Annotated in this window: 24 protein-coding genes and 1 pseudogene; 10 read left to right on the forward strand and 15 right to left on the reverse strand. The window is 57.8% G+C overall.

Going from position 1 to position 18,488, the window contains the following annotated elements; genetic code table 11:
- Positions 1 to 131 precede the first annotated feature (131 nt).
- Positions 132 to 356: a hypothetical protein gene (locus J2Y56_RS10130; protein ID WP_224790214.1), complete on the reverse strand. Its 225-nt coding sequence runs from the start codon at positions 354 to 356 to the stop codon at positions 132 to 134.
- Here J2Y56_RS10130 and pbpG point away from each other — a divergent pair.
- A complete protein-coding gene (gene pbpG, locus J2Y56_RS10135) occupies positions 265 to 1,152 on the forward strand; it encodes a D-alanyl-D-alanine endopeptidase (protein ID WP_224790207.1) in 888 nt (295 codons plus the stop codon). The genes J2Y56_RS10130 and pbpG overlap by 92 nt on opposite strands.
- A gap of 58 nt (positions 1,153 to 1,210) precedes the next feature.
- Here the strand turns inward: pbpG and J2Y56_RS10140 are convergent, their stop codons facing one another.
- The 3 genes and pseudogenes from J2Y56_RS10140 to J2Y56_RS10150 all read right to left on the reverse strand — a co-directional run bounded on the left by J2Y56_RS10140 (position 1,211) and on the right by J2Y56_RS10150 (position 2,472).
- Complete coding sequence (locus tag J2Y56_RS10140) at positions 1,211 to 1,426, reverse strand: hypothetical protein (RefSeq protein ID WP_007944758.1); 216 nt, start codon at positions 1,424 to 1,426, stop codon at positions 1,211 to 1,213.
- Positions 1,427 to 1,442: 16 nt separating this feature from the next.
- Positions 1,443 to 1,649: a DUF6021 family protein gene (locus J2Y56_RS10145; RefSeq protein ID WP_007944759.1), complete on the reverse strand. Its 207-nt coding sequence runs from the start codon at positions 1,647 to 1,649 to the stop codon at positions 1,443 to 1,445.
- A gap of 95 nt (positions 1,650 to 1,744) precedes the next feature.
- A pseudogene (locus tag J2Y56_RS10150) lies at positions 1,745 to 2,472 on the reverse strand (peptidase C39 family protein).
- A gap of 166 nt (positions 2,473 to 2,638) precedes the next feature.
- Between J2Y56_RS10150 and J2Y56_RS10155 the strand changes: the two are divergent.
- Positions 2,639 to 2,809, forward strand: coding sequence for a hypothetical protein (locus J2Y56_RS10155; RefSeq protein ID WP_007944761.1), 171 nt, complete (start codon positions 2,639 to 2,641; stop codon positions 2,807 to 2,809).
- A gap of 74 nt (positions 2,810 to 2,883) precedes the next feature.
- Here J2Y56_RS10155 and J2Y56_RS10160 read toward each other — a convergent pair whose 3' ends face one another.
- Together J2Y56_RS10160 and J2Y56_RS10165 are read right to left on the reverse strand one after the other, a co-directional pair.
- Positions 2,884 to 3,633, reverse strand: a complete 750-nt coding sequence (locus J2Y56_RS10160; RefSeq protein WP_007944762.1) for a TerC family protein — start codon at positions 3,631 to 3,633, stop codon at positions 2,884 to 2,886.
- A gap of 26 nt (positions 3,634 to 3,659) precedes the next feature.
- Complete coding sequence (locus J2Y56_RS10165; RefSeq protein ID WP_007944763.1) at positions 3,660 to 3,902, reverse strand: hypothetical protein; 243 nt, start codon at positions 3,900 to 3,902, stop codon at positions 3,660 to 3,662.
- A gap of 135 nt (positions 3,903 to 4,037) precedes the next feature.
- On the opposite strand from J2Y56_RS10165, the gene nhaR reads away from it, so the two are divergent.
- Positions 4,038 to 4,937, forward strand: a complete 900-nt coding sequence (nhaR, locus tag J2Y56_RS10170) for a transcriptional activator NhaR (RefSeq protein ID WP_007944764.1) — start codon at positions 4,038 to 4,040, stop codon at positions 4,935 to 4,937.
- Positions 4,938 to 4,940: 3 nt separating this feature from the next.
- Here nhaR and J2Y56_RS10175 read toward each other — a convergent pair whose 3' ends face one another.
- A complete protein-coding gene (locus J2Y56_RS10175; RefSeq protein ID WP_007944765.1) occupies positions 4,941 to 6,095 on the reverse strand; it encodes an MFS transporter in 1,155 nt (384 codons plus the stop codon).
- 306 nt (positions 6,096 to 6,401) lie between these two features.
- Between J2Y56_RS10175 and sstT the strand changes: the two genes are divergently transcribed.
- On the forward strand, positions 6,402 to 7,634 hold the full coding sequence (sstT, locus tag J2Y56_RS10180) for a serine/threonine transporter SstT (RefSeq protein ID WP_007944766.1): 1,233 nt from the start codon (positions 6,402 to 6,404) through the stop codon (positions 7,632 to 7,634).
- A 187-nt stretch (positions 7,635 to 7,821) separates the two neighbouring features.
- On the opposite strand, the gene J2Y56_RS10185 is transcribed toward sstT, so the two are convergent.
- A complete protein-coding gene (locus J2Y56_RS10185) occupies positions 7,822 to 8,331 on the reverse strand; it encodes a DUF1993 family protein (RefSeq protein WP_007944767.1) in 510 nt (169 codons plus the stop codon).
- A gap of 230 nt (positions 8,332 to 8,561) precedes the next feature.
- Here J2Y56_RS10185 and J2Y56_RS10190 point away from each other — a divergent pair, with 230 nt between their 5' ends.
- Positions 8,562 to 9,209, forward strand: a complete 648-nt coding sequence (locus tag J2Y56_RS10190; RefSeq protein ID WP_007944768.1) for a YceH family protein — start codon at positions 8,562 to 8,564, stop codon at positions 9,207 to 9,209.
- A 153-nt stretch (positions 9,210 to 9,362) separates the two neighbouring features.
- On the opposite strand, the gene J2Y56_RS10195 is transcribed toward J2Y56_RS10190, so the two are convergent.
- Positions 9,363 to 9,881, reverse strand: coding sequence for a cupin domain-containing protein (locus J2Y56_RS10195; RefSeq protein WP_007944769.1), 519 nt, complete (start codon positions 9,879 to 9,881; stop codon positions 9,363 to 9,365).
- Positions 9,882 to 9,891: 10 nt separating this feature from the next.
- Positions 9,892 to 10,710 carry a shikimate 5-dehydrogenase gene (locus tag J2Y56_RS10200; protein WP_007944771.1) on the reverse strand — a complete coding sequence of 273 codons (819 nt, stop codon included), beginning with the start codon at positions 10,708 to 10,710 and terminating at the stop codon, positions 9,892 to 9,894.
- A gap of 247 nt (positions 10,711 to 10,957) precedes the next feature.
- Here J2Y56_RS10200 and J2Y56_RS10205 point away from each other — a divergent pair, with 247 nt between their 5' ends.
- From J2Y56_RS10205 to J2Y56_RS10215, 3 genes are all read left to right on the forward strand, one after another.
- Positions 10,958 to 11,326, forward strand: a complete 369-nt coding sequence (locus tag J2Y56_RS10205) for a hypothetical protein (protein WP_007944772.1) — start codon at positions 10,958 to 10,960, stop codon at positions 11,324 to 11,326.
- Positions 11,327 to 11,551: 225 nt separating this feature from the next.
- Positions 11,552 to 11,746: a hypothetical protein gene (locus J2Y56_RS10210; RefSeq protein WP_007944773.1), complete on the forward strand. Its 195-nt coding sequence runs from the start codon at positions 11,552 to 11,554 to the stop codon at positions 11,744 to 11,746.
- Between the two features lie 100 nt (positions 11,747 to 11,846).
- On the forward strand, positions 11,847 to 12,029 hold the full coding sequence (locus J2Y56_RS10215; RefSeq protein WP_007944774.1) for a hypothetical protein: 183 nt from the start codon (positions 11,847 to 11,849) through the stop codon (positions 12,027 to 12,029).
- On the opposite strand, the gene J2Y56_RS10220 is transcribed toward J2Y56_RS10215, so the two are convergent.
- Complete coding sequence (locus tag J2Y56_RS10220) at positions 12,026 to 13,087, reverse strand: AI-2E family transporter (protein ID WP_007944777.1); 1,062 nt, start codon at positions 13,085 to 13,087, stop codon at positions 12,026 to 12,028. The genes J2Y56_RS10215 and J2Y56_RS10220 overlap by 4 nt on opposite strands.
- A gap of 167 nt (positions 13,088 to 13,254) precedes the next feature.
- On the opposite strand from J2Y56_RS10220, the gene yegQ reads away from it, so the two are divergent.
- The gene (yegQ, locus tag J2Y56_RS10225) at positions 13,255 to 14,583 is read left to right on the forward strand and encodes a tRNA 5-hydroxyuridine modification protein YegQ (protein WP_007944778.1); all 1,329 of its coding nucleotides are present in this window, start codon (positions 13,255 to 13,257) and stop codon (positions 14,581 to 14,583) included.
- A 59-nt stretch (positions 14,584 to 14,642) separates the two neighbouring features.
- On the opposite strand, the gene J2Y56_RS10230 is transcribed toward yegQ, so the two are convergent.
- Positions 14,643 to 15,521, reverse strand: coding sequence for a LysR family transcriptional regulator (locus tag J2Y56_RS10230; RefSeq protein WP_007944779.1), 879 nt, complete (start codon positions 15,519 to 15,521; stop codon positions 14,643 to 14,645).
- Positions 15,522 to 15,683: 162 nt separating this feature from the next.
- Here J2Y56_RS10230 and ampC point away from each other — a divergent pair, with 162 nt between their 5' ends.
- Positions 15,684 to 16,850: a class C beta-lactamase gene (gene ampC, locus J2Y56_RS10235; RefSeq protein ID WP_310349971.1), complete on the forward strand. Its 1,167-nt coding sequence runs from the start codon at positions 15,684 to 15,686 to the stop codon at positions 16,848 to 16,850.
- Positions 16,851 to 16,938: 88 nt separating this feature from the next.
- Here ampC and J2Y56_RS10240 read toward each other — a convergent pair whose 3' ends face one another.
- The 3 genes from J2Y56_RS10240 to J2Y56_RS10250 all read right to left on the reverse strand — a co-directional run bounded on the left by J2Y56_RS10240 (position 16,939) and on the right by J2Y56_RS10250 (position 18,166).
- Positions 16,939 to 17,310 (reverse strand): DUF6124 family protein, encoded by a 372-nt coding sequence (locus J2Y56_RS10240; protein ID WP_007944782.1) that lies wholly within the window; start codon positions 17,308 to 17,310, stop codon positions 16,939 to 16,941.
- Between the two features lie 199 nt (positions 17,311 to 17,509).
- Positions 17,510 to 17,773 carry a hypothetical protein gene (locus J2Y56_RS10245; protein WP_033049088.1) on the reverse strand — a complete coding sequence of 88 codons (264 nt, stop codon included), beginning with the start codon at positions 17,771 to 17,773 and terminating at the stop codon, positions 17,510 to 17,512.
- A 15-nt stretch (positions 17,774 to 17,788) separates the two neighbouring features.
- Positions 17,789 to 18,166: a DUF6124 family protein gene (locus J2Y56_RS10250; protein WP_007944784.1), complete on the reverse strand. Its 378-nt coding sequence runs from the start codon at positions 18,164 to 18,166 to the stop codon at positions 17,789 to 17,791.
- Between the last annotated feature and the right edge of the window lie 322 nt (positions 18,167 to 18,488).

Consider the following 18,488-nt stretch of genomic DNA (forward strand, 5'->3'; position numbering starts at 1 on the left):
AGTTGAACAACCCCGCCCTCGGCGGGGTTATTTTTTGCCCGAAGAAAAATCCGACCACCCGCCGGAAAATGACGTTTTTTTCACAATCCTGAAGACTTTAATCCCTTACTGGAACAACCATCGACAGTTATTCAGCCATACTCCAGAATGTCGCGCTTTTTACGAAATAGCCCGTTACATAACGGCTTAACAACACATAATGAGTCTGCCAGCGTGAAAATCCTTCTATCTATCCTGAGCCTATTTTTTGCAGTTACAGGAACTTTGATCACGCCAATCGCCAGCGCTGGCGATACGACCGCCGTCCCCCGAGACACGAAAAATCTCAAACTCGCGTCCGGCAGTTCATTGGTCATGGATATGCAGACCAACAAAGTCATCTTCGCCAGCAACCCTGACGTGGTGGTACCGATTGCGTCTGTCAGCAAACTGATGACAGGCCTGGTCGTGGTTGAAGCCAAGCAGAACATGGACGAAATCATCAACATCAACATCAGCGACACGCCGGAAATGAAGGGTGTGTACTCCAGGGTCAAACTCAACAGTGAAATGCCACGCAGGGAGATGCTCCTGATTGCACTGATGTCATCGGAAAACCGCGCAGCGGCGAGCCTGGCCCACCATTATCCGGGTGGCTATGCGGCCTTCATCGCCGCGATGAACGCCAAGGCCAGGGCGCTGGGCATGACCAACACCCACTTCGTTGAGCCCACCGGCCTTTCTCCGCGAAACGTGTCCACCGCCCGCGACTTGAGCAAACTGCTGGTGGCGGCACATAAGCACCCGCTATTGACCGAGCTGAGCACGACCAAGGAAAAAATCGTGTCGTTCCGCAAGCCCAACTACAACTTGCAGTTCCGCAATACCGACCATCTGGTCCGCAAGCAGGACTGGGACATCCAGCTGACAAAAACCGGCTTTACCAACGCGGCGGGTCACTGCCTGGTGCTGGTTACCAGCATGGGTAACCGCAAGGTTGCGTTGGTCATCCTTGACGCCTATGGCAAGTACACCCACTTTGCCGACGCTACCCGTATTCGCAATTGGGTAGAGTCCGGCAAGGCCGCAGATGTGCCTTCGGTAGCCTTGCAGTACAAATCCGATAAAAACCTCAAAAGTCGTCAGACCGGGGTGATTGAAGCCTCGAAATAGACAAGCGCGCACTCAAAACAAAGCCCCGAATATTCGGGGCTTTTTAATTGGGCGGAGGTCAGTCGTTGGGCAGCGGCATTTGATCGTCATCCGGAATGCCGTCCCCCGCGTTCGGGTCCCTCAAGCCCTTGGGATGCTCAGTCGGCACCACCACCGGCCTGGCCAAAGGATCGCGTAGCGGGCTGTCCGGATCCATCACCGGGTCCAGGTCCTTTTCGGGGGTTGTCGGCACACTGTCCGGACGTTTGTCATCGAAACTCGAATCGGTAGACATAAGCACCTCATCAGGCTCAGGGTTTCAGATCAGCGAGAGGGTCGTAAGGCTTCGCTGGCGCCTTTGGGTCGTCACCCGGCTTCACGTCCCTGGGCGCCTTGGCGGGACCGATGGGATCGACCTGAGGGTCGGCAAGATCCGGCGAATCGGGATCGAACCCCAACTCATCGCCCGAAGAATGCTCGGACGAGTGCGGGCCTTCAGGTGTAGTGGAATGTGCCATGGGCGCCTCCTTGGGTGTGGCCCGGATAAATCCGCGCGCTGTCCTTTAGAGAGCGAGTACGCACGGCAGTGCCCTGCGGAATGACGAACGGACATCTACTGCGCGGTCAGGGCCTTCTTCGCCCGCGCAGCCGCTTGCTCCTGGCCGGCCTGCCCCAGATCATTGGCCGCTTTGAGCCAACGCTGCTGATCGACATTGGCCGGAATCTGATTCGGCTTCTGGATCAGCACGGCCCAGCCGCCAGCGTCCTTGAACGAGGATTCAAACGAACTGAAGCTCATCAAATCCCGGCGATCCATCCCCACGCGCAGCAACACGGTCTGCTTCTTACGGTTGTAACCGGCGAGAATGGCGTAGCGCGGCCCAGACCAGAGCGGCGTGCCTTCGGTAAAGCGCACCATCACCGGAAAGCCAGCGGCGACCTGGGTCAGCAGCGCGGGCAATGTGCTGTCGAGGGGGTAGACGACCATCCCGTATTCACGGGCGAGGTTCTGCATGTTCTGCTGCAACTTGTCCTCGGCACCCGGCAAACTCAGGGGTTTTTCGAGCAAGCCCGGGGTAATCACGATGCCCTGTTGTGCCAGCAGGCTGGCCAGCACTTGCGGTCCGCTTTGAAAGGCGTTCCCACGGTAGAAGGTACCGCTAAGCTCCACCCGCTCCGGCAGACGCTGGACTTCAGGCGCAACGCTCCCGGCGCAGCCCGCCAACCCGGCAACACAGCCAACCACCAGCGCCGCCGCTCGAATTCGAGAAAATACCCGCTCCATCTTCACACTCTTGTTCAGACGCCAGGCAACAGGCTCCCGGCTTGGCCGTCGATCATAAGACGCCGCGTGACGGCGGTATAGCCTTAACCGGCAGTTGCGTGCTTCCAATAGAGCGAACTGGTTAGTGACAGGCGACCTTCGGTCAATTGCCTGACACACAGCAGCGGCTAGACTGTTAATTGCAAAACGTGTGTGCCCGATGCAGGGCAAAGAGGAGGCACGATGAGCCTGGCAATGACGATCGTGATGTTGATTTCTGGCTGGCTGGCCGTTGCCGCTGCCATGTTATGGGGAGTCCTGCGCATTACCCGGCGGCACCATCATCACCCGGTTCAATCGACACCTGTGACCGACAGCGAAAAACCGGCGGAACACCACGCCTCCGCGCACTGAATAGCCATTTCAGTCTTCAAAAAAAAGGCCGCCTGAACACATCGTATTCAGGCGGCCTTTTCATTTATCGTCGATCAAGCTTCAGTGGCCATGCGCTTCTGCCTGGCCCGGCGCGACATCATGTTCAAGCCCTCGATCGTTGCCGAGAACACCATGGCCGCATAGACGTAGCCTTTCGGTACGTGGGCGCCGAAGCCTTCGGCGATCAGCGTCATGCCGATCATGATCAGGAAGCCCAGCGCCAGCATGACCACCGTCGGGTTGTCGTTGATGAACTTGGCCAGTGGGTCAGCCGCCAACAACATCACCAGTACCGACACCACCACCGCGATGATCATGATCGGCAAGTGCTCGGTCATGCCGACAGCAGTGATGATGCTGTCGATGGAAAACACCATGTCCAGCATCAGAATCTGACCAATCGCAGCGGCAAAGCCCAGGGTCACGGTCGACGTCGCCGTCTTCGGATCTTCCGGTGCCGGGTCCATGCTGTGATGGATCTCGGTGGTCGCCTTCCACAACAGGAACAGGCCACCGGCAATCAGGATCATGTCCTTCCAGGAGAACGCCTGACCAAGGATTTCAAACACAGGCTCCGTCAACTGGACAATGAATGCGATGGTGCTCAGCAGTGCCAGACGCAGGATCAGCGCCATGCCAATACCGATTCGACGGGCCCTCTGTCGATGCTGCAACGGCAGCTTATTGGTCAGGATCGAGATAAAGATCAGGTTATCGATACCGAGCACGATTTCCATCACCACCAGGGTAGCCAGGGCGACCCAGGCGGCAGGGCTTGCAGCAAGTTCTAAAAGGTATTCCATGGGTCAGTCCTGACTCGTGTTAAACGTTAGATTTCCTGGGACGAGGAATTGGTTTTTTCTTTGTTTTCGCCCGATGGGTCTTTTTTGCTGATCAAGCCGCCAGTGGCGTCACTGAGTGCCTGTTCGGCGGCTTTGTGAGTGTCGTCAATCGCCTGTTTGGCGCTTTCGGCAGCCTTGCCCATCAGTTGTTGAGCGCTTTTTTCGGCCTGGTCGCAACCGGCCAATACCAGTAAAGACGCAAACAGCACCGCTGTGGTTGTGAGCTTCATGATGCTTCCCTCGTTAGAACAAACGGCACCAAAACCATGGCCCGCTGATAGCGACGCATTCTAGGGACGCAAACACTTCAGGAAAATTCGTATTTTCAGCGGTTATACTTCGGTTTTTACGAACTGTAGATCAGCATGCTCAATTATCGGCAATTGCATTACTTCTGGGTGGTGGCCAAGACCGGCAGCATCGTGCGCGCCTGCGAGCAGCTCAACCTGACCCCCCAGACCATCAGCGGGCAGATTTCCCTGCTTGAGCAAACCTACGGCATCGAGTTGTTTCGCAAGGTGGGCCGGCAACTGGAACTCACCGAGGCGGGCCGTCAGGCCCTGCCCTACGCCGAGCAGATGTTTCAGTTGGGAGGTGAACTGGAATTGATGTTGCGAGCACAGCCCAACGAACAGCAGATTCAGTTTCGGGTCGGTGTCGCGGACGTGGTGCCCAAGTCCATCGTTTATCGGCTGATCGCGCCGACCATGGAATTGCACGAGCCGCTACGCATCACCTGTCGCGAAGACAAACTCGAACGCTTGCTCGCCGACCTGGCGATCCAGCGTCTGGACATGGTGATTTCCGACAGCCCGATGCCCTCGCACCTGGACATCAAGGGCTACAGCCAGAAACTCGGGGAATGCGGGATCAGCTTCTTCGCCACGGCTGAATTGGCCGCGCGGTATGGCCAGGATTTCCCCCGCAGCCTGCACGGCGCACCACTATTGATTCCGGGGCCGGAAACCGTGGTGCGCAACCGCTTGCAGCGCTGGTTCGCCGAACAACAGATCCAGCCGCGCATCGTCGGCGAGTTCGATGACAGCGCGTTGATGCAGGCGTTCGGGCAGTCCGGCAGTGGCATTTTCATCGGCCCGAGCGTGATTGCCGATGAAGTGAAACGCCAATACGGCGTGGAAGTGATTGGCCAGACCGACGCCGTGACCGAGTCGTTCTACGCCATTTCCGTGGAGCGCAAGGTCAAGCACCCCGGCATTGTGGCCATTACCGAAGGTGCCAGACGCCAATTGTTTACCGAACTGTAAGCCTCAGGCGCAGACTTCACGCGGCTCGAAGGTCATCAGCGCAATCGCCAGCAGAATCGAGGCGAGGATAAAACCGGCCGCCGCAAAACCGAGGCCTTGCAGACCAACGCTGTCGATCACCCGGCCGCCGACCATGGCGCCCAGGCCGATGCCGAGGTTGGCCCCGGCGATGTTCAGCGACGCAGCGAACGCCGGAGCCTCGGGCGCGGCCTTGATCAGGCGTACATGGCTGACCAGGAACAACGCCGCCTGCGTCACGCCCCAAATCCCCATCGCCGCCGCCAGACCGAGGGGCGAATGAATGTTCGGCACCAGCGCCACCAGGCCGGCAATCATGAACGCGCAGAACATCACCGAAGCGATCAGCGGATGGCGATCCACCGCGCGGCCACCCAGCGAGTTACCGATCAGCCCGACCGCGCCGAAGCCCATCAGGCACCAGCCAACCACCGCGCCGTCGAAACCGGCCAGGCGTTCAAGAATGTCCGCCAAGTAGGTGTACGCGGTAAACATGCCGCTGAAGACCACGATCGACAGCAGCACATGGCCCACCATCAGCGGGCTGCGCAGGATTTTGAATTGCGAACGGAAACTCACTTGATGCTGGTGCAGGTCGGTTTTCGGCAGGTAGATAAACAGCAGCAAGGCTTTGGCAAAGGCAATGACCGCGAGAATGCCAAAGGCGCTGCGCCAGCCGAATGCATCGGAAATCAGCGTGCCCACCGGAATGCCGAACACCGTGGCACACACAATGCCGAAGCCGATCTTGGCGATGGCGCGCCCCGCATAGTCGGGGCCGACAATGTCCACCGCCGTTTCACTGGCCAGGGCCCAGAACACCGGCAACCCGAGTGCGGGAATCAAGCGGGCGAAAGCCATGACCCAGATATTCGGCGCAAATGCCGCAAGGGTGTTGGCCAGACCGAACATGATCAACACCGAGATGAACAGCTTGCGGCGTTCAAAGCGTGCGAAGTACGCGGTCAGGAACGGTCCGAAGGCTGCCACGGTAAAGGCGAACAAGGTCACCAGCAAACCCGCTTGCGGGATGCTGACTTCAAGGTCTCGGGCAATCGCCGGCAACAGGCCGACGATGACGAACTCCGTGGTCAGCACCGTGAAACCGGCGGCAGACAACAGAAGAATGGGCAACAGCATGCACAACTCCAGAAAACGACGACACCAGCGAATAGCCCGAAGGCCCACTGGCAGACTTGAAAAAAAGGATGGCGAATCTTAACAGAGTGTTTCCAAACCGGGTTGCACGAACCTGCTTATCTCGTTGGTTGCGCGGGTGGCAGATCGTCACAGGCCTGAAGGATCAGCCCTACGCTGTGATAAAATCCGCACCCTGAAAAACGTACACCCTGTGGCTCCTTTTCGGTTTCCTGCCTGCAGCCTGCCCTGTTTGTTGCTGCACACCTGCGAAAACCTGCACTTATAAAAAATCAGAGATGCCGTTTTATGAACGCTTCATCCCCTTCGCTATTGAAACGCCTGAAACGCTTGAGTCTGGTCACGCAAATCATCATCGGCCTGCTCGCCGGGATTGCCTTGGCGCTGTTCGCGCCGGACGTGGCCAAGTCCTGCGCCTTCATCGGCAAAGTGTTCGTCTCGGCACTGAAAGCCGTCGCGCCGATTCTGGTGTTCGTGCTGGTCATGGCGTCGATCGCCAACCATAAGCACGGCCAGGAAACTCACATCCGGCCGATTCTGTTTTTGTATTTGCTGGGGACGTTTGCCGCCGCCGTGGTCGCGGTGGTAGCCAGCATGATGTTCCCGTCGAGCCTGGTACTCGCCACCCACGACGTCGCGGTCACCGCGCCGGGTGGTATCAGCGAGGTCCTGCAAAGCCTGTTGCTGAGCGTGGTCGATAACCCGGTGAGCGCGCTGATGAATGCCAACTTTATCGGCATCCTGGCCTGGGCCATCGGCATGGGCATCGCCATTCGCCACGCCGGCGAAACCACCCGTGAAGTGCTGGGCGACCTGTCCAACGGCGTGACGCTGATCGTGCGGCTGGTGATTCGCTTCGCACCGCTGGGGATCTTCGGCCTGGTGGCCTCGACCCTCGCCACCTCCGGCTTTGGGGCCTTGATCGGTTACGCGCATTTGCTGGCGGTGCTGCTCGGCTGCATGCTGTTCGTGGCACTGGTGATGAACCCCGCCATCGTGTTCTGGAAGCTGCGCCGCAACCCGTATCCGCTGGTGCTGACCTGCCTGCGCGAGAGTGGTATTACCGCGTTTTTCACCCGCAGTTCGGCGGCGAACATTCCGGTCAACCTGGAGCTGAGCAAGCGCTTGGGCCTGCATGAAGACACCTACTCGGTGTCGATCCCGCTGGGCGCAACCATCAACATGGCCGGCGCGGCGATCACCATCACCGTGCTAACCCTGGCGGCAGTCCACACCCTGGGCATTGCCGTGGACATTCCGACCGCGATTCTGCTGAGCGTTGTCGCGGCGATCTGCGCGTGTGGTGCTTCAGGCGTGGCGGGTGGTTCGTTGCTCTTGATTCCACTGGCGTGCAGCCTGTTCGGCATCCCGAGCGAGATTGCCATGCAGGTGGTAGCGGTCGGTTTCATCATTGGTGTGTTGCAGGATTCGGCGGAAACCGCGCTGAACTCGTCTACTGACGTGCTGTTCACCGCCGCTGCTTGCCTGGGTGAAGAAGAAAAAGCCCAACGAGTGGCCTAACCCAAATCCCTGTAGGAGCGAGCCTGCTCGCGATAGCGTCGTTACATTCAATATCAATGTTGACTGACACAATGCCATCGCGAGCAGGCTCGCCCCCACATGGAACTGCGGTGTAGGTGAAGAATGCTTACACATGAAAAAGCCCCCGCAACCCAAGGCTGCGGGGGCTTTTTTGTACCCGGACGGTTTAGAACGCGCCCATGTAATCGCGCTTGCCCACTTCCACACCGTTATGACGCAGCAATGCGTAAGTGGTGGTGACGTGGAAGAAGAACTGCGGCAGGCCGTAGCTCAGCAGGTAAGCCTGGCCACTGAAGCGCTTCTCTTTAGGCGTGCCCGGACGGGTCACGATCTCGATGCCTTCCTTGCCGTTGATCTGCTCCGGCTTGATCTCGGCGATGTAGGCCAGAACCTTGCTCAGCAGCGCTTGCAGCTCGGCGAAGGTGGTTTCGGTGTCGTCGTACTTCGGCAATTCAACTTCGGCCAGGCGCGAGGAAACGCCTTTGGCGAAATCAACGGCGATCTGCACCTGACGCACCAGCGGGAACATGTCCGGGTACAGGCGGGCTTGCAGGAACGCGTTCGGGTCGATGTTCTTTTCGGTAGCGTGCGCTTCTGCTTTTTTCAGCACGTCACTCAGGGCGGTGAGCATTTGCTTGAAAACAGGAACGGAAGCGTCGTACAGGGAAATGGTCATGGCAGTCTCGTGTGGTGACAGGAGGGGAAAACGTCGGCCGATTATAGCCATCCCCGCCCCTTCCGGGACGGGTCTTTTTCCGCTGTCGCGCACCTTCCCCGCTGCAACGGCCTTCGTCATCATCGACACCGTGACCGTGGGGCACAACAAATTCTGTTGCCATTGGCGCCCGTCAATCTAAAGTGCATTCACGCAAGTGAACAACATGAACCGGGTAAGGATGCGCCACCATGAGCACTGAGCAAGAAACAACCTTCGACGAGCCGCGGCTTAACAGCACGGAAATCCGCATTCTGGGCTCGCTGATCGAGAAACAGGCCACCAGCCCGGAAACCTATCCCCTGACCCTCAATGCCCTGGTGATCGCCTGCAACCAGAAAACCAGCCGAGAACCGGTGATGAACCTGACTCAGGGCCAGGTCGGCCAGAGCCTGCGGGCGCTGGAAGGACGCGGCTTCACCAAACTGGTGATGGGCAGTCGCGCGGATCGCTGGGAACACAAGGTCGACAAGGCCCTGGAGCTGGTGCCGGCGCAGGTGATACTGACCGGGTTGTTGTTCCTGCGTGGGCCGCAGACGGTCAATGAACTGCTGACCCGCAGCGGCCGCATGCATGAATTTGAAGACACCGAACAGGTGGTTCATCAACTGGAGCGTTTGATTGCTCGGGGGTTGGCGTTGCTGATCCCAAAACAGGCCGGACAGCGAGAAGACCGGTATATGCATGCGCTGGGGGATCCGGCGGATATCGAGGTTATCCTCGCGGCACGGCAGAACCCGGTGGAACGCGGCGCTGCCAGCGGCGTTTCGATTGAACGAATCGAAGAACTTGAAGCGCGCATCGCCGCGCTGGAAGAGCGCCTGGCACGCCTCGAATAACAACCCAACCCCTTGTAGCAGCTGCCGAACAGCGCGAGGCTGCGTTCGGCGGCGCAGCCGTCGTAATCCCGGCAATTGAGTGTTGTCAGGCATACCGCAGAAGCAGCCTCGCGCTGCTCGTCAGCTGCTACAGGATCTGCGTACGCCAGGCTATTACTCACCGTCCCAGTAATCCACCCCATCGCCCGGGCGGGCGATGGCGACAAAGCCTGAAGCATTGCCCTCGGCATCCATCTTGAAATCATCCATCACCGCGTATTTTCCGGAATCGGGGTACTCGCAGATCTCCGGCGATTGCTGGGTGCTCACCGCCAGATAACGCAGCTCAGCGTTGCTGGTGTTGATGATCTGGTGCGCCGCTTCCGGACCACCCGGCGGGCACGCGATCACGTCACCGGCGCGAATCGGGAAACGCTCGGTCCCGAGACGAATCTCCCCTGCCCCGGCCACGACGTAAAACATCTCCTCGTTGACGCGATGACTGTGAAACGGACTGCCTCGCATGCCCGGTTCCAACACATACAACCGATACCCGAGTTTCTGAGCGCCCAGTTGCTGGCCCACGCGGGCTAACCGTTGTTGGTATCGGCCAGCCGTGTCCCCAGTGGGGGCCATCGCTTCGGGCAATGGTTCAAGATCGATCTGATTCAGGTTGAGAATGCGCGGATGCATGGGGCTTCTCCTAGCTGCGGGCAAATTCCACGGCTTTGTGGAACTGCTCATCTGTCGGTCTGACGCCGGTATACAGCACAAATTGCTCCAGGGCCTGGATGGCGACCACTTCCAGCCCGGTAATCACCTGCTTGCCTTCTGCGCGTCCCCGCACAATCAGTGGTGTTTCCGAGGGGATCGCCACCACATCGAAGACCGTCTCGGCAGCGGCAATGGTTTCAGGATCGAACGCCAGTTGATCGGCCTCCGGGCCGCCCGTCATGCCGATCGGTGTGACGTTGATCAGCATGTGCGGGCGCTGTGCGCCCAGTTCCGCTTGCCACTGATAGCCCAGGGAGTCAGCCAATGCACGCCCGGCGCGTGCATTACGGGCGATGATCAAGCCGTTTTTATAGCCTCCGTCGCGCAAGGCGCTGGCCACCGCTTTGGCCATGCCGCCGCTGCCGCGCAGGGCAAAGGTCGAGTCCTTGGGGACTTCGTGGGATTTGAGCAGTTGCGCGACGGCAATGTAATCCGTGTTGTAGGCCTTTAAATGGCCATCCGTGTTGACGATGGTGTTGATCGATTGAATGGCCGCCGCCGAGGCGTCCAGTTCATCCACCAGTGCGATGCAGGCTTCCTTGAACGGCATCGACACGCCGCAGCCACGAATACCCAGGGCCCGAATACCACCCACGGCACCGGGCAAATCCTGGCTGCTGAACGCTTTGTAGTAGAAGTTCAGGCCCAGTTGTTCATACAGATGATTGTGAAACCGCAGGCCAAAGTTGCCGGGGCGCGCGGACAGCGACATGCACAGCTGAGTGTCTCGGTTGGGGTTCATCTGCATGAAACTTTCTCCTTCAATAGCACTTTCAGATGGACGGGATTAGCCATTCCATCGGGTCTGATCGATCATTACTGTACAGGCAGCGCGAGATAGCGCGGGCCGTCAGGAAACCGGTACAGACCTTACACAAAATTTACCTGACGACTGTGCTGATTTTCGAAGAAATGCTGTCTTAGAGGTATCCCCCGCGAGAATCCTTGGGTCTATTGCAGACGCAAGCGCCGGGTCGAGGAGCCGAGGAATTATCATGATTCGTTCAATTCCTGCAGTTGCCTTTCTGATCGGTGCACTCGCAATCACAGCGCCGGCGCAAGCCCATGGCGGTGGTTGTGGTAACTGCTGGCAAGGTCCAGCGATTTATGGCGCGATCGTCGGTTCAGCCCTCGTCGGTTCGGCCCTGATTAACGCCAATCGGCCGGTCTATGTACAACAACAACCGGTCTATTACCAACCGCCACCGGTTTACTACCAACCAGCGCCGGTCTACGTGCAACAACCCGTCTATTACGCCCCTGCACCGGTTTACTACGGTCCACCGCGTTACTACGGCCCGCCGCGTTATTACGGCCCGCCACGCGGTTACTATGGCCGTGGCCACGGTAATGGTCACTGGTAATCACCCGGCCCCGCCTTAGCAACGGGGCTTTTTATGACCTTTTATCAGCGAACGTCCGGATAAATCGCTTCAATGTCGCTGTGGGAACAGCATCGGCGGTTCAAATTGGCAATATTGACTTGAATCACCCCCGTCTTGCGCCAAACGGTCATATTTATGTCATGTCAGGTCCGCAAGCTTGGATCTGTCCGCAAACAACAGGTCAATAACAACAAGGACGACCTCATGCCCACACAAAACCCGCACCGCATTGTCGGTTTGTGCACTTCCAGCAAGGTGTACAACGCTTTGACCGAACTCAAGCACCTGGAAGGCCATCGCAGCGCCAAGTTCCTTTCCCTGCTGGCGGAAAACCTGGTGCGCAAAGGCCTGCTCAATGAGCACGAAGTGGTTCATATGCTCGATCTGGTCGTCGACTGAGGCGAACAGTCATCGGCGTCAATGACGACTATCGAAAGCGTTGATTTTCCGTTTTTGAGCCGGGTCCGTAAGGTAGCCCCATCGATTGATGGAGGTACTTATGTCCCAGGTTCAAATCATGTCCGTAATTGGCAGCGCCGTTCCCGCCCCGCTTAGAGCGCGGGGGCTGCTTGCCTGCTGGTATCTGGTGCAGGACGGCGAGGCCATCAGCGGTCCGCTCACCTCGCTGCCGGACGCCCAGGCCTTGTCACAGCGTATCGACCAAGGTCGGCTCAGCGCCTAAGGCAGCTGCACCTTCGGTTTGGTTTCAAGGAAAATGGCCCAGCTCGATATGAACAAGGCGGCGATCAGTGGCCCGATGACAAAGCCGTTGAGGCCAAAGACTGCCAACCCGCCCAGGGTCGAGATGAGGATCAGGTAGTCCGGCATCTTGGTGTCCTTGCCCACCAGGATCGGTCGCAGCACGTTATCCACCAGGCCGATCACAAAAATCCCGTACAGCCCCAACACCACGCCCTGCCAGATCGACCCGCCGAGCAGGAAAAACGCCGCCGCCGGCGCCCAGATAATCCCCGCCCCCACCGCTGGCAACAGCGACAAAAACGCCATCAGCACCGCCCAGAGCAACACGCTCGGGATGTCCAGAAACCAGAAAATCAAACCACCCAAGGCGCCCTGTGTGATCGCCACCAATAAGTTACCCTTCACTGTGGCCCGCACTACCCGATTGAACTTGAGTTGCAACCGACGTTTCTGGTGTTCCTGCAACGGCACGGCCGCGCGAACCTGGCGTGCCAGGTCGGCACCGTCGCGCAAAAAGAAATACAACAGGTAGAGCATGATGAAAAAGCTCACCACAAATTCAAATGTTCCCTGGCCGAAACTGAACACCTGAGTGGCAATAAACTCGTTACCCGTTACCGCACTCTTGATGATTTTTTCCCGCAGCCCGCTCAGTTCACCCACCCCCGCCCGATCGAGCAAATGCTGGAAGTACGGAGGGAGGCTGTGTTTGAAGTGGGACACATACCCCGCTATGTCCAACTCCCCACTTTCGATGTTTTTGTACAGTACCGCCCCCTCTTGAACCAGGAAGAAGGCGAGGATGATCACCGGCAGGATCGCAATCACCAGGCAGATACTCAGTGTGAGCAGCGACGTCATGTTGCGCTCCCAACCCAGCTTCAATTGCAGTCGACGCTGCATCGGCGCAAAGAGGATGCCAAGGATCACCGCCCAGAACACCGCGCCGTAGAACGGCAGCAAGATCCAGATGAACGCGACAGTGACCACCCCCAACAAAATCACCAGCGATTTATTTCGTACGGTTTTTTCGTTCATGTCCGATCCGTGTCAGTGCGCAGGTGCTTATAAGTTGAGCTGTCCTAATGCTTAGTCCTCCACGGTTCGCGCGAGTGCCATGCGTTTGTTCACAAAGCCTGGATCCAGATCAATAAACTCCCTGGGCAAGGCGCCTATGCTCTCAGCCTTTTGCGACTGACATTGCCATGACTCCCCTTGCCCCCGAACTGCTCGCCCCCGCCGGCACCTTGAAAAACATGCGTTATGCCTTCGCCTACGGCGCCGATGCGGTGTACGCCGGCCAGCCGCGCTACAGCTTGCGGGTGCGCAATAACGAATTCGATCACGCCAACCTGGCCCTTGGGATCCAGGAAGCCCAGGCGCATGGCAAGCGCTTTTATGTGGTGGTGAACATTGCGCCGCACAACGCCAAGCTCAAGACCTTCCTCAAGGATCTGGCACCGGTGATCGCCATGGCACCGGACGCGCTGATCATGTCCGATCCGGGTCTGATCATGCTGGTGCGGCGGCACTTCCCGCAGATGCCGATTCATCTGTCGGTGCAGGCCAATACCGTCAATTGGGCGAGTGTCGAGTTCTGGCAGCAACAGGGCGTGAGCCGGATCATCCTGTCGCGGGAACTGTCCCTGGAAGAAATCGCAGAAATCCGCCAGCAAGTGCCGGCCATGGAGCTGGAGGTGTTTGTCCACGGCGCGTTGTGCATGGCGTATTCCGGACGTTGCCTGCTGTCGGGTTACATGAACAAGCGCGATGCCAATCAGGGCAGTTGCACCAACGCCTGCCGCTGGAAATATTCGGCGCAAGAGGCCACGGAAAACCAGCTCGGCGAGATCGTCCAGCAGTATCAGCCTGAACCGACCCTCGGTATTGGCGCCCCAACCGATCAGGTGTTCCTGTTGCAGGAAGCCAATCGACCGGACGAACTGATGCCGGCTTTCGAAGACGAGCACGGCACCTACATCATGAATGCCAAGGACCTGCGCGCCGTTCAACATGTCGAGCGTCTGACGCACATGGGCGTGCACTCGCTGAAGATCGAAGGACGGACCAAATCCCATTTCTATTGCGCGCGCACCACGCAGGTGTATCGCCAGGCTATCGACGATGCCGTCGCCGGCCGTGAATTCGACCGTAGCCTGATGACCGATCTGGAGTCATTGGCGCAGCGCGGCTACACCGAAGGTTTTTTGCGTCGGCATGTGCATGACGAATATCAGAACTATCAGCACGGCAGCTCGGTGTCGGAGCGCCAGCAGTTTGTCGGTGAATTGACCGGTGAGCGGCGTGAGGGGCTGGCGGAGGTCAAAGTGAAGAACCGCTTTGGCCTGGGCGATCACATGGAATTGATGACACCCCAGGGCAACTTCCATTTCGACTTACATCAATTGCAAAACATCAAAGGCGAGCCGATTGAAGTCGCTCCGGGGGACGGGCACACGGTGTATTTGCCGATCCCGGACTCGGTGGACCTGAAGTTTGGCTTGTTGATGCGCGATGTCGGTGCTAGCCAGTAATGATCGGCCTGTAACACTGACTTAGTGACGAGGGAGGTTGCCCGCCAGTGTGGCGTTCGCTAATCCATCTCGACTGATTGGACTAGCCAGTCTTTGAACGCCGTCATCGCCGCCGTTTCTGTGCGCGACTGCAAGCGGGTCAGCCAGTAGCTACCGGTGGTGATTCCGATGCCAAAAGGTTGTTCGATGGCACCCGAAGCCAATTGCCGAGAAAACATCAGGGGCGGCGCCAACGCAATGCCGGCGCCTTGGAGTGCGGCTTCCATCATCGCCAGCGAAGAATCGAAAACAATGCTCTTGGCGGACGGCGCATTGGCTGGCAACCCACAGGCCAAAAACCACTCAGGCCATTCGTCTGTGCGATAGGAACGTAACAAGGTCTGTTTCAGCAGATCCTCAGGCGATCGCAATTGCCGGGCGAGTTCGGGAACGCACAACACCGACAACGGCGCATCGATCAACCGCAGCGCTTCAATCCCGTGCCACGCGCCAGCACCAAATCGAATCGCGTAATCCAGACCTTCAGCGGCCACATCCACCCGGTTGTTATTGGTCGACAGTCGTAAATCTATAAATGGATGTTTCGCCTGGAAGTCCGCCAGCCGTGGCAACAGCCAACCGACCGCAAAGGTCCCCACTGCTCCCACCGTCAACACCTCTCGATAGTGTCCACCTTCAAAGCGCTCAAGCGTTTCGGCGATTCGATCGAAAGACTCGCGCAACACCGGCAGCAAGGTTTCACCTTCACTGGTCAGCAGCAGCCCGCGTGGCAAGCGCTTGAACAGCGTCACATTCAACTGGGCTTCAAGACTTTTGACCTGATGACTCACTGCCGCTGGCGTGACGAACAACTCCACTGCCGCGCGTGTGAAACTCAAATGACGTGCGGATGCCTCGAAAGCGCGCAATGCATTCAGTGGCAAGTGAGGACGAATCATGCCGACTCCATAGTTTTTCTAATGGCTAGCCCGAAATATCGTCGTTTGCCGACGCTCGGCAGACTGCCTAGATTTGGCCCGCCTGTTCGCTAGCCCGTTTTGCATGAGCGCATGGAGTGTAGCGGGTTACCATCATCACAACTCATGAAGAGTGGATCAGACATGTACACAGACAAACTGCCAAGGCTTGGGCTCTACAGTGCTTTTGCACTCACCCTCGGCGCAGCGCCGTGCATCGCCGCGACACCGTCCGAGCAGCAGCTCGAAACGCTGGTCAATGCCGCCGTCGTTCCGGTGATGCAGCAACAAAACATTACCGGGCTCGCTGTGGCGATCACCCAAAATGGCCAGCCGCATTACTTTAATTACGGTGTAACGTCCAAAGAGAACCGCAGACCGGTCAGCCAGAACACCCTGTTCGAAATCGGCTCGGTCAGCAAAACCTTCACTGCCACGCTGGCCGCTTACGCGCAGGCCAACGGCAAACTATCCCTGTCCGAACCTGCCAGCGCTGTTTTGCCGATATTGCGAGGCAGTACATTCGACCACATCAGCGTGCTGCAACTGGGGACCTACACCGCCGGCGGATTACCGCTGCAGTTCCCTAGTGAAGCTGACCATCCAGAGACAATGCTGGGTTACTTCAAGCAGTGGACACCGGTTTATCCGGCGGGCACCCATCGCCAGTATTCGAACCCAAGCATAGGGCTGTCCGGTTACCTCGCCGCCTACAGCATGGGTCAGCCGTTCGATGTCCTGATGGAAAAGACCCTATTACCGAAACTTGGCCTGAAGCACACCTACCTCACGGTCCCCCAAGACCAGATGGGGCTATACGCTCAGGGTTACAACAAGGAAGACAAGCCCGTGCGCGTCGGGCCGGGCGCGCTGGACTCCGAAGCCTACGGCGTGAAAACCAGCACCTCGGACCTGCTGCGTTATGTTGATGCGAACATGAAACCCGGCAAACTGGAAAAGCCGTTGCAGCAAGCCATCGCCACAACCCATACCGGTTATTACACCGTGGGCGACATGACACAGGGGCTGGGTTGGGAGCTCTACCCTTACCCGGTCACGCTGGATCGACTGCTCGCCGGGAACTCGACGGAGATGGCGATGAACGCTCATACCGTCCATTGGCTCAATCCACCGCAAGCTGAACAAGAAAGCGTGTGGATCAACAAAACCGGTTCAACCGGCGGCTTCGGTGCCTACATCGCATTTGTCCCCTCGAAGGACATTGGCATCGTGATTCTGGCGAACAAAAACTACCCGAACCCGGAGCGAATCAAGATCGCCCACACGATATTGAACGCCTTGATGGAGTAATCCACTGCGCTTGACGGTGGCGAGGATTCGGAATCGACGAAAAATGGGCGACCCCTTCAAGGTCGCCCATTGTCGTTATTGCGTTTGCTCAATGCCAGGTCGGCGTCTGGCTGGCAGGTGCATCGTCTCGCGGATAAAGATTGTCTCGCACCTGATTCAGCGACATCTCGGCGACCGTCGCCAACTGCTGGATCGACAGCAGTACATTGAGATTCGGGCCGTCCAGCTTGCTGGCAAAATTGGCGATCAGAACATTCAGGGTGGCGAGCATTTCGCAGGCCTCATTCAGCAGGGTCAGTGTGTCGACGCCGGGGATAATGGCGAATATCTGCCGGGGCGAGGGAATATGCTTGGGATGCGGAGTGACCACCGTTTTCGCGGTATCGCACACTTTCGCAGGGGCAGTATTATCGGCTTGGATTTGGGTTTGCAGTAGTTGAGACTTGTTGAACTTTTTCACAGGCGAGGCTCCTTCTTTCCACGGATGTTTTCGTCCTTAAGTCCCTAAATATCGCGGACTTCCATGAAGGCTAACGGTGTGCGCTGTAGGGCACTAGTTCATCAAGTGCTACGCAACTTGAATGAAACTTCCGAAGCCAGCAAAGACGGATACTTCACGCGCAAAAAAAATGGGCGATTGTTTAGATCGCCCATTGTCGTTACTGAGGCTGCAATCGTCGTCCGATGACATCCATCAAATCACAACCGTCGCGCAGCGGAATCGCCAACACCCGCGCAAAATCCTGTAACAGCAAAGCATCACGGCCCACTCCCTCCGCGACGGACAAGGTTTCCAGCAGTTGGGTCACGCTACGAATGCGATACGCTGCGGTTTCATGTAACACATCCACCGGAGCATCCGTATCAATCAGCAACGAAGCAATTTGGCAATCGATGCCCGTAATCGGCATGTATCTAGCCATCAGTGATCCCCCCTCTCAATGCCGTACAGGTGGATGAACGACAGGCGCACCTTCGGGTGGGTCAACATTATCCAGCGCCTGGTTCACCAACAACTCGGCGATGACCGCCAATTGCTGTATCGATAGCGCAACATTGCGTTTCGAGCCTTCCAGCTTGCAGGCCAGATCCGTAATCAGGACATTCAGCGATGCCAGGGTTTCGCAGGCATGACATAGAAGGGTTGGTGAGTCGACGTCTGGAGTGATCGTGAAGACGTGGCTAATTGGGTCGGCGTGGCCGGGGTTTCGCAAACGCGCGCTGACGGTGCGCTCTGTGGTTTCTGAAAGTTGGACGGGATCGAGAGTTTCAGCTTCTGCTGAGACTTGGGGGGGATTGGGACTTAGTTTTTTCATGTGCGAAGAACCTCGGTAATTAAATAAACTGCCGATCTCACTTCCACAGAGAGGGTGGCAGCCGTACGCAGGTGTGGAAGTCCGGGATACCGAGAGAAACCCAGTGCACTCAAGAGTGCTCCTGCGCAAAGCTGCCATAAGCAACAATGTTGGCATAAAAAACGCAAACATGTGTTTACAGGTGCATACGCGTTCTCGGCAACCACCGGACTTCCACATCCGGCCGCTGATTTTGCAGCGGCCCGACAGAGGTTATCGATAGTGAGGGAGACGCAACAGTTCATGAAGTACGACGCGTCTTGCAGGAAATGTCCGAAGCCTT

This window comes from Pseudomonas sp. BE134 (genome assembly GCF_031456105.1).
GTDB lineage: Bacteria > Pseudomonadota > Gammaproteobacteria > Pseudomonadales > Pseudomonadaceae > Aquipseudomonas.

Bases quoted from the DNA above. Each gene is read 5' to 3' on its own strand.
- J2Y56_RS10130 (WP_224790214.1), bottom strand. From the start codon at position 356: ATGACCAATGAACTGCCGGACGCGAGTTTGAGATTTTTCGTGTCTCGG.
- J2Y56_RS10140 (WP_007944758.1), bottom strand. From the start codon at position 1,426: ATGTCTACCGATTCGAGTTTCGATGACAAACGTCCGGACAGTGTGCCG.
- J2Y56_RS10145 (WP_007944759.1), bottom strand. From the start codon at position 1,649: ATGGCACATTCCACTACACCTGAAGGCCCGCACTCGTCCGAGCATTCT.
- J2Y56_RS10155 (WP_007944761.1), top strand. From the start codon at position 2,639: ATGAGCCTGGCAATGACGATCGTGATGTTGATTTCTGGCTGGCTGGCC.
- J2Y56_RS10160 (WP_007944762.1), bottom strand. From the start codon at position 3,633: ATGGAATACCTTTTAGAACTTGCTGCAAGCCCTGCCGCCTGGGTCGCC.
- J2Y56_RS10165 (WP_007944763.1), bottom strand. From the start codon at position 3,902: ATGAAGCTCACAACCACAGCGGTGCTGTTTGCGTCTTTACTGGTATTG.
- nhaR (WP_007944764.1), top strand. From the start codon at position 4,038: ATGCTCAATTATCGGCAATTGCATTACTTCTGGGTGGTGGCCAAGACC.
- J2Y56_RS10175 (WP_007944765.1), bottom strand. From the start codon at position 6,095: ATGCTGTTGCCCATTCTTCTGTTGTCTGCCGCCGGTTTCACGGTGCTG.
- sstT (WP_007944766.1), top strand. From the start codon at position 6,402: ATGAACGCTTCATCCCCTTCGCTATTGAAACGCCTGAAACGCTTGAGT.
- J2Y56_RS10185 (WP_007944767.1), bottom strand. From the start codon at position 8,331: ATGACCATTTCCCTGTACGACGCTTCCGTTCCTGTTTTCAAGCAAATG.
- J2Y56_RS10190 (WP_007944768.1), top strand. From the start codon at position 8,562: ATGAGCACTGAGCAAGAAACAACCTTCGACGAGCCGCGGCTTAACAGC.
- J2Y56_RS10195 (WP_007944769.1), bottom strand. From the start codon at position 9,881: ATGCATCCGCGCATTCTCAACCTGAATCAGATCGATCTTGAACCATTG.
- J2Y56_RS10200 (WP_007944771.1), bottom strand. From the start codon at position 10,710: ATGCAGATGAACCCCAACCGAGACACTCAGCTGTGCATGTCGCTGTCC.
- J2Y56_RS10205 (WP_007944772.1), top strand. From the start codon at position 10,958: ATGATTCGTTCAATTCCTGCAGTTGCCTTTCTGATCGGTGCACTCGCA.
- J2Y56_RS10210 (WP_007944773.1), top strand. From the start codon at position 11,552: ATGCCCACACAAAACCCGCACCGCATTGTCGGTTTGTGCACTTCCAGC.
- J2Y56_RS10215 (WP_007944774.1), top strand. From the start codon at position 11,847: ATGTCCCAGGTTCAAATCATGTCCGTAATTGGCAGCGCCGTTCCCGCC.
- J2Y56_RS10220 (WP_007944777.1), bottom strand. From the start codon at position 13,087: ATGAACGAAAAAACCGTACGAAATAAATCGCTGGTGATTTTGTTGGGG.
- yegQ (WP_007944778.1), top strand. From the start codon at position 13,255: ATGACTCCCCTTGCCCCCGAACTGCTCGCCCCCGCCGGCACCTTGAAA.
- J2Y56_RS10230 (WP_007944779.1), bottom strand. From the start codon at position 15,521: ATGATTCGTCCTCACTTGCCACTGAATGCATTGCGCGCTTTCGAGGCA.
- ampC (WP_310349971.1), top strand. From the start codon at position 15,684: ATGTACACAGACAAACTGCCAAGGCTTGGGCTCTACAGTGCTTTTGCA.
- J2Y56_RS10245 (WP_033049088.1), bottom strand. From the start codon at position 17,773: ATGGCTAGATACATGCCGATTACGGGCATCGATTGCCAAATTGCTTCG.
- J2Y56_RS10250 (WP_007944784.1), bottom strand. From the start codon at position 18,166: ATGAAAAAACTAAGTCCCAATCCCCCCCAAGTCTCAGCAGAAGCTGAA.